Below are 7,746 nucleotides of genomic sequence, written 5' to 3'. Positions count from 1 at the left end.
TTCGAGCCCCGTCCGCTGCGCCATTTGCCTCGTTAGCTCAGTTGGTAGAGCATATCACTCTTAATGATGGGGTCGTAGGTTCGAGCCCTACACGGGGCACCACGATTTATTTTATCATTGTTGGCCCTTTCGTCTAGCGGTTAGGACACCAGCCTCTCACGTTGGTAACACGAGTTCGATTCTCGTAAGGGTCACCAATCCACTTTTTAAATTTACAACTTCACTTTTTTAAGTTACCTTATACAAAAAACTGTATTTAAATATGAATCCAAATTGGCATATCTCTATCTTTTACAAAAAGCCATAACCGCAAGCATTTAATTTTATGCAAATTTTATTTTTAATAATCTGCAAAAAATCAATAATAAACCATGCTATCACGGGAGCTTTAATTGGGTTAAAAACACTCCAAAAAACTATCTGTAAATTTGTTTCAAGTAAAATTTTAAAAATCATAAATTTCTAAACTCAAATTTTTACCGATTTTATTTTAAATTTAAAAATAAACATAGAAATACTCAAGCAAGCAGCCAAATTTTGCTATCCTAAAGGCAAATTTAGCTAAATCCCAAGCCTATCCTTCGCCGCTTGCGTGATTTCCTCTTCGTAGTCGTAGTATTCAAACGTCGCGCCGTGCTGAAACGCACCGTTTAGGATGTCGCCGCTTTGGCGATTTTTGAGGTCTATCTCGGCGATCTTAAAGCCGTCAAGAGTCTCACAAAACTCCCTCAGGCGCGTCGGCGGATTTTTAAGCTTCGTAAACAAAAAGCAAAATCCGCTCCCGCCGTTTCGCCCTACTCGTCCGCGCAGCTGATGCAGGCTTGCTAATCCTAGCCTTTCCGCCCCCACGATCACGATCGTGCTAAGCCTTGGCATCGAGATGCCGACCTCGACAACCGTCGTCGAGAGCAGCACGTCGCCGCGCTCGCGAAATTCGCGCAGCACTTGCTCTTTTTCTTTGTCCTTACCGTGCGTTACGTAGACGTTTGCAAAATTGGCCCGCCAAAACCCCTGTGCCTCCTCTAGCCCCTGATAGTTCGAGCTTTCACTGCCCTCCACGAGCGGATATATCACGGCAACCTGTTTGCCTTTGGCGATTTGCGCTTTGATATGCGCCAGTAGCTCGCCAAAGTCTGCACTTTGTAAAATTTGCGTGTGGATATGCTTTTCAAAAGGCATCTGCTTTAGGAAACTAAACTCCGCAAAACTGCTTTGTACCATGCTTAGCGTGCGCGGGATCGGCGTTGCTGAAAACTGCACCACGTGAGCCCTGGTCTCGTCCGCAGCTTTTGCTTGCTTATTTCCTTTTTCGGGCGCGGTTGCGGTCAAATTTGCCCGCTCGCCGCCGTCAAATTTACCGCTAGATTCGCCATCCGCTGTGTCAAGTTGCGTCTCTTGCCCGAGCCTTCCGCTAGCTATAGCGTTGATTTTCTCGCGCTGATTTGAGCCGAAACGGTGCTGCTCGTCTATCATAACAAGCGGTGCAGCCGGCAAATTTTGATACAGCAAAACGTGCGTGCCAATAATGAGATTTACGCCGTCAAATTCGGGTTTATCGCCGCTTTTAACTAGCAAAACGCGCATAAAATCAGGCAGCAAGCGCGCCGCCTCTGCGTAAATTTGCTCGGCTAGTATCGATGTGGGTGCCATAATGAGCGCAGGGCCGGGATAGACGCTAAGCGCGGCAGCTAGCATAACAAGCGTCTTGCCGCTGCCCACGTCGCCCATCACGACGCGTCGCACCGCCTCCTCGCCGCTAAAGTCCGCGCGCAGATCAGAGATAGCGTTTAGCTGATCGGATGTCGGCGCAAACGGCAAATTTTTAAGCCACGAAGAAATATCAAAAAGATTGATTTTAGGCGCCTTAAAGCGAGTTTTTTTAGCATTTAGTTTTTTTAGGTAGTTGTAAATTTCGACGAATTTTAGCACGTCCTCGCCGGCTTTTTCCTGCACGAGAGCCTCTAGCATCCGGACGCTTTTTTCGTCTCCCTTGTGCAGATCTAGCAAAAACTCTGCCTCCTTAGCCGCGAGTCCCGCCTCGATCAAATTTGGCGAATTTACGTACTTTTGGATCAAATTTTTAAACGAATCGTCTCTGAGAGAGAGTTTGTATTTGGGTATGATTTCGTTTATTTTCGTGACGATTTTTGGATTTGTTAGCTGCCACGAGCCGTAGGCGTAGGCGCATTTGCCGCTTACAAATACGCTTTTGCCGACTTTAAAAGCGCCGTGATGCCAAGGCTTGGCATTAAAAATCACGATCTTGACGTTTTGCTCCCACGCCTCGCACCAGCATACGGCGTGCAGCATCCCGCCCTGGCGATACGCGCTTTTTATCTCTACGGCGACGCTCACGTGTCCGTCTTTTGGCGCGGCGGCCAGGCTCGTATCCTCGAAGCTTTTAGGAAGCTTAAGCGCGAGGTCGAGTAGAGTGGTTACGCCGATTTTTTTTAGATTGATTTTGTCTTTTTCATCAAATTTCATTGTAAAGCACGGCAAAACTGAGCTTTTCTATCTCCGCATGCTCCGCGATAAACGCGTTTAGCTCGGCAAGCTTTAGCTTTGAGATTTTTTCTAGCTCGTCTTTAAAATTTCCTAATTTAAAGCCGTTATAAAACTCGCTCTGAGCGATGTTTAGGCGGTTAAAAAGCGTCTCCTGGCGTAGCGGCTGAGAGCCTAGCAAAAATCTTTTGGCCTGCGCTAGCTCGCCTGCTTTCACGCCGTTTTTGACGAATTTTGCAAATTCGTCTTTCACGACCGCGACCGCCTCGCTCCTGCTTTCGTTTTTGGTTTGCAGATAGCCCCAAATTTGCGAGTGGCTGAGCGCAAATTCACTCCTAGCATACGCCGAATACGCCAGCCCGCGCTTCACGCGGATCTCCTCCATCAGCCTACTACCAAAGCCGCCTTCGCCCAAAACAAACGTCGCGACCTTGGCCTTATACCGCTCCTCGCGGGAAACGTCAAAAGGCGCGCCAAAGTAGATATAGGCTTGCTCGCTAGGCTTGATTATGGACTTTTGGCCGCATTTTTCATCGGTTTTTAGCAGTTTTAGTTCGCGCGCTTCGCCTTGCTTTAGCGAGCTTAAAATTTCGTCCAAATTTAGCTCCTCTGGCGTCACTTCGCCGCCGAGCACTATAAATAAATTTGCCAGATCAAGCTTGCTAGAGATGAAGTTTTTAACGTCGTCTAGAGTGATACTCTCCGCACTTTGCTTCGTGCCGATGCTAGGCTTTGCTAGATTCGTACCGGGATATAGCAGCCCGTTTAGCGCGACTCTAGCTAGATAGTCGTAGTCGCTCTCGTTGCCCGAAATTTCGCCCAGCGTCAGAGTCCGCACCTTTTCAAAGCTTTTTTGGCTTAAATTTGGCTCCTCTAAAAGCTCTTTTAGCTTGGCAAGCGCGAAAGAAAAGTGCTCCTTTAGGCAGTTTAGCTCAAACGCAAACGTCTCAAATCCAGCACTCGCGTAAAGGCTGATCGCGCGCATTTCAAGCTCTTTGGCAAAGCCAGCCGCGCCCTTGCTTAGCGTGCCTTCGTCGAAAATTTTCGCGACGAATTTAGCTAGTCCCGCCTTGTCCTCTATGCAAGCTCCGGCAACCTTGAAAATGAGCTTTAGGCTTACCGCAGGCAGTGTTTTGCTCGCCTCGTAAACGGCCGGGATTTGTAAATTTGCGGCTTTTAAATTTATGATTTTCATCAATAAAACCTTTCTAAAATATCGTAATTAGTATTGCGTTTGGCGGGTTTTTCGCCAATGTCTTTGATGAGGCGTATCATCTCGTCTTGATTCATACGGTAGCTAGCGCCCGCGGCCTTGACGACGTTTTCCTCCATCATCGTGCTGCCTAGGTCGTTTGCGCCAAACATTAGCGCCAGCTGCCCGATGTAGCTGCCCTGCGTGACCCAGCTGCTTTGGATGTTGGGTACGTTATCTAAAAACAGCCTAGAGACCGCAAGAAGGCGCAAATAGCGATTCGAGCTTTGCTTTTTGATCTCGGGACGTTCGGCGGCTAGGCGCGTGTTTAGCCCCTGAAAGCTCCACAAGATAAACGCTCTAAAGCCGCCCGTCTCGTCCTGCAAACTCCTGATGTGCTCCCAGTGCTCCACGATCTCGCGCGTGGTTTCGACGGTACCAAACATCATCGTAGCAGTCGTCTTTAGCCCCTCCTCGTGCGCCTCGCGGTGGATGCGCAGCCAGGTTTCTACGTCGCATTTTTTAGGCGCGATCACGTCACGGACGCGGTCGCTGAGTATCTCGGCCCCGGCGCCGGGCATCGAGTAGAGTCCTTTTTCTCGCAGCCTACACAGCACCTCCCTCGTGCTGATACGCGAAATCCTCGCGATATAGTCGATCTCGACCGCGGAAAATCCGTGAATCGTGATACTTGGATATTTTTTTGCTATAAACTCCACGAGATCCTCGTACCACTCGATTTTTAGCTTCGGGTGTACGCCGCCTTGAAACAAAATTTGCGTCCCGCCGATAGCGATGAGCTCCTCGATCTTTTGCCCGATCTCGTCAAAGCCCAGCACATAGGCGTCCTCGTCCTTGTGATCGCGGTAAAACGCGCAAAATTTACAGTCCACCCAGCACGCGTTCGTGTAGTTGATGTTTCTATCCACGATAAAGGTCGTGACGCCGTCAGGGTGCAGCTCGCGCTTGCGCGCTAGAGCCATCGCTCCAAGCTCGTTAAGCTCGGCATTTTCTATCAAATTTACCGCCTCGTCTACGCTTAGTCTAGTCAAATTTTTCCTTTAATTTTTTTACGCGAGTTTATCGAAAAACGCTTTTATCTTTGATAAATTCACGTTTTTGGACGTCTTGCGGATATCATTTTACGGCATACGCAAAGCGAAAGAAATGATTTTAAAATCCGCAAAAGACGCTTTCAAGCTAAAATTTAGTCTTTTGTCGCTAGCTGGTATGCTCCGCACCATCACAGATACTTGATCGCATAAAGCCTAGAGTCAAATTCGCAACGGCTTTTTAAATTTAAATAGTTTTTGCCGCCCGCTCAAGTTTAACCCGATTTATAAAGCTTAAATTTGATAAAATCCTGAGACATTTTATCAAAGGAGAAAAGATGAAAAACTTAGTTTTAGCTACGATTTTGGCGCTATTTTTTGCAGGTTGCGCGGCAAACAAACCAGCTCCGGCAGAGCAAAACGCGCAGGAGTATCGCCACGCTACGCAGATAAAAGATGCAAGCTGCCCGCATCATGGCATGACAAACGCTAGCTGCGCCCAGTCTCACGGCGCGATGAAAGAGTGCCCTCATCACGGAAACCACGGAGCGGACAAAAATCTCGGCTGTAGTGGAGACTGCGCCAAATCAAAGCCATGCCCAAAATGCGACGAGAAAGCGCACGGGTGCGCGCAACATAAAGAGTGCGCCCATCACGGCAAAAGCTGCGCAAGCGACGAAGCGCACGCCTGTCCTCATCACAAACACTAAAATTTAATGCGGTCAAGGTCAAATTTGATCGCTTTCTCCATCAAATTTAAGCCTGCAAAAGCACGCAAAGGATCAAATTTTAATTTATTTATAGTTAATTTAGATATTTAAAATTTGAGTTTTTAATTCCCTTATTAATTCAAAGAAGAAAAAATGATCAAATACTGAGTTCTTATAGGCATAAGCATCACGCTAGTGGCGGCTGCAACTTCGCTTTTAAAGCTAAGCGGCAGCTTTGCAAAGCCCTTATACGCCGTTGGTTCGCTTGTTTTATTCGGGATTTTATTCTACCTGCTTGCGATATTTTAGGCACATTCCCATGGGTATCGCTTACGCGATACGGTCCGGGGCGGGCATAGTTCTCATCTCGGCGATAGCTTATTTTTTATGGGGCAAAAGCTTGATTTGCCCGCAATCATCGCCATAGGCATGATAGTAGCCGGAGTGGCTGTTATAAATTTATTTTAAAAGAGCGTTAGTGACTAAACGTATATTAAATTAAGCTAGCCGTTTCTTTAAATTTGGCTAGATTTTAAGTTTACGAAGAGAAACCAACTTTTTTGATTTTAAATTTTAAACGAGAATTTTATAAAAGTTGTAAAAACGGCGACCGTATTTTAAACTGCACCGTTAAAGGTTAATTTTATTGCAGGCAAACGCGCAAATCCAGTCGCAGTCGTTTGCCTTTTTGCAATTTTATTAATAGTTACCCAAGCTGGTTAACCTTAGCTTGCCCAGTTCGTTTACTCGCCTAAAAGCCGCTCAAAACCAGGTACGAATTTCGTCGGCGAAAACTCGGTAATTTCATAATTTGCGATACCGTTTTTAAAAAACGGATCTTGTCCGATAATCTCGTCAAGCTCCGAGCGATCTTTAATGTTTGCCAAGATGATGCCACCGCTACGCGGGATTTTACGCCCCGAGCAGATAAATTTATTTTCTGCGTAAAATTTATCCAAAAACACATTGTGTTCGCTTATGAAGTTATCAACTTGGCTTAATTCTTTAACATAAGTTAAATTTACGATAAACATTTTGACTCCTTGAAAAATTTAAAAGCGGTTTTAAGCCGCAAGAATAAAAATTTAATCTCGCTGTAAAACGACTTTATTTCCCTTCGTGCCGCGCACGCGCACCTTCGAGCCCTCGGCTAAATCGCCGTCGTAGCGCCACAAAGTGCCTTTAAAATAGACCATCCCTTCTCTGATCTCGCCCTCGCCGCTCTCGTTTAAGAAGTCGTCTTTAACTTCGCTTTCGTGCCGGTTAAATTTGTCCTTTAGCGGCTTTCTAAGCGCAAAAAGCAGGACTAATGAGACGATAGCGATGAGTAAAATTTGATACTCCCAAGCGATATCGATAAAAAATCCCAAAACTCCGACCGCTAAAAATCCAAGCCCGAAAAATAGCACGAAAAAACTACCGAGCATAAACTCGAGCATGACTAATCCGACGCCTGCGGCTAGCATCAAGTACGCGGGTATCATTTCGCCGCCCTAGCGCCTAAAAAGTCCTTTAAGACGCTTAGAGAGCCGATGAGCTCGGTCGCTTCGTAAGGGACTAAAATTTTATCTTTCGAGCCGTTTTTGGCTAGCTCGTTAAAGGCTCCGACGCGGTCTCGCGCGAGCAGGAACTCGGCGGCTTTTGCGTTTTGTGCCATGCTTTCGTTTATCATGTCCATCGCCTCTTTTTGGGCCGTCGCTAGCGCGATTTGCTCATACTTTTTCGCATCGGCCATACGCTCGATGGCTTCAGCTTGCAATACTTTTTCTTGTTTTAGCGCCTCGGCGTTGCGGATGAGCGCCTCTTTTTCAGCCTGTGCTTTTAGCTCGATGGCGCGTTTTTCGCGCTCGGCTTTCATTTGTAGATTCATCGCCTCTTCGATGCCGTGCGGGACGGATATCTCGGAGATCTCGACGCGCATGATCTTTACGCCCCAGTTATCAGCGGCGTCTCCGAGCGCTCTTTGTAGCGCGGAGTTTAGGCGGTCGCGCGAGCTGAGCGTATCATCAAGGTTCATCGCGCCTATCTCGCCGCGCAGCGTCGTCATGGCTAAATTTGCGATCGCGCGCTTATAGCTATCGACGTTATACAGAGCCATTTTGCCGTCCACGACCTTTAAAAACACTATGCCGTCGACGCTGATGTTTACGTTATCTTTGGTGATAACCTGCTGCTTCGTGATATCTACTAGCTGCTCACGCACGGTGATCACGGCGCGGATCTGATCGACAAAAGGGATGATGATGTGAAATCCACCGTCAAGCACCTTGTGAAATTTACCCAAACGCTC

At 47.1% G+C, this 7,746-nt stretch carries 8 protein-coding genes and 2 tRNA genes; 4 read left to right on the top strand and 6 right to left on the bottom strand.

What is annotated here, in order from left to right; translation table 11 throughout:
- Nucleotides 1-26: 26 nt before the first annotated feature.
- Together H740_RS09650 and H740_RS09645 are read left to right on the top strand one after the other, a co-directional pair.
- Nucleotides 27-102, top strand: a tRNA-Lys gene (locus tag H740_RS09650).
- Between the two features lie 20 nt (nucleotides 103-122).
- A tRNA-Glu gene (locus H740_RS09645) sits at nucleotides 123-197 on the top strand.
- Nucleotides 198-561: 364 nt separating this feature from the next.
- Here the strand turns inward: H740_RS09645 and H740_RS09640 are convergent.
- From H740_RS09640 to H740_RS09630, 3 genes are read right to left on the bottom strand one after another with little or no spacing between them, the layout of a single operon-like run.
- Nucleotides 562-2,484, bottom strand: coding sequence for a DEAD/DEAH box helicase (locus H740_RS09640; RefSeq protein WP_004323144.1), 1,923 nt, complete (start codon nucleotides 2,482-2,484; stop codon nucleotides 562-564).
- The gene (locus H740_RS09635) at nucleotides 2,474-3,697 is read right to left on the bottom strand and encodes a M16 family metallopeptidase (RefSeq protein ID WP_004323143.1); all 1,224 of its coding nucleotides are present in this window, start codon (nucleotides 3,695-3,697) and stop codon (nucleotides 2,474-2,476) included. The genes H740_RS09640 and H740_RS09635 overlap by 11 nt, the downstream gene beginning before the upstream one ends.
- Complete coding sequence (locus tag H740_RS09630) at nucleotides 3,697-4,746, bottom strand: dehypoxanthine futalosine cyclase (RefSeq protein ID WP_004323141.1); 1,050 nt, start codon at nucleotides 4,744-4,746, stop codon at nucleotides 3,697-3,699. Before H740_RS09630 ends, H740_RS09635 begins: the two co-directional genes overlap by 1 nt.
- Nucleotides 4,747-5,084: 338 nt before the next feature.
- Between H740_RS09630 and H740_RS09625 the strand changes: the two genes are divergently transcribed.
- Nucleotides 5,085-5,456, top strand: a complete 372-nt coding sequence (locus tag H740_RS09625; RefSeq protein WP_004323139.1) for a putative periplasmic lipoprotein — start codon at nucleotides 5,085-5,087, stop codon at nucleotides 5,454-5,456.
- Between the two features lie 235 nt (nucleotides 5,457-5,691).
- Entirely contained in the window at nucleotides 5,692-5,883 is a 192-nt protein-coding gene (locus H740_RS12540) for an SMR family transporter (RefSeq protein ID WP_414734176.1), read from the top strand.
- Between the two features lie 316 nt (nucleotides 5,884-6,199).
- Here H740_RS12540 and H740_RS09620 read toward each other — a convergent pair whose 3' ends face one another.
- The 3 genes from H740_RS09620 to H740_RS09610 form a co-directional block, all read right to left on the bottom strand.
- Nucleotides 6,200-6,490: a YciI family protein gene (locus tag H740_RS09620; RefSeq protein ID WP_004323137.1), complete on the bottom strand. Its 291-nt coding sequence runs from the start codon at nucleotides 6,488-6,490 to the stop codon at nucleotides 6,200-6,202.
- A gap of 51 nt (nucleotides 6,491-6,541) precedes the next feature.
- Nucleotides 6,542-6,940: an NfeD family protein gene (locus tag H740_RS09615; RefSeq protein ID WP_004323136.1), complete on the bottom strand. Its 399-nt coding sequence runs from the start codon at nucleotides 6,938-6,940 to the stop codon at nucleotides 6,542-6,544.
- The coding region (locus H740_RS09610; RefSeq protein WP_004323134.1) for an SPFH domain-containing protein at nucleotides 6,937-7,746 on the bottom strand (810 nt) is incomplete at its 5' end. The genes H740_RS09615 and H740_RS09610, both read right to left, overlap by 4 nt.

Source organism: Campylobacter showae CC57C (assembly GCF_000344295.2).
GTDB classification, from domain to species: domain Bacteria; phylum Campylobacterota; class Campylobacteria; order Campylobacterales; family Campylobacteraceae; genus Campylobacter_A; species Campylobacter_A showae_B.
The sequence above is the reverse complement of the archived record's forward strand: the minus strand, read 5'-3'. Positions and strand labels throughout refer to the sequence as shown.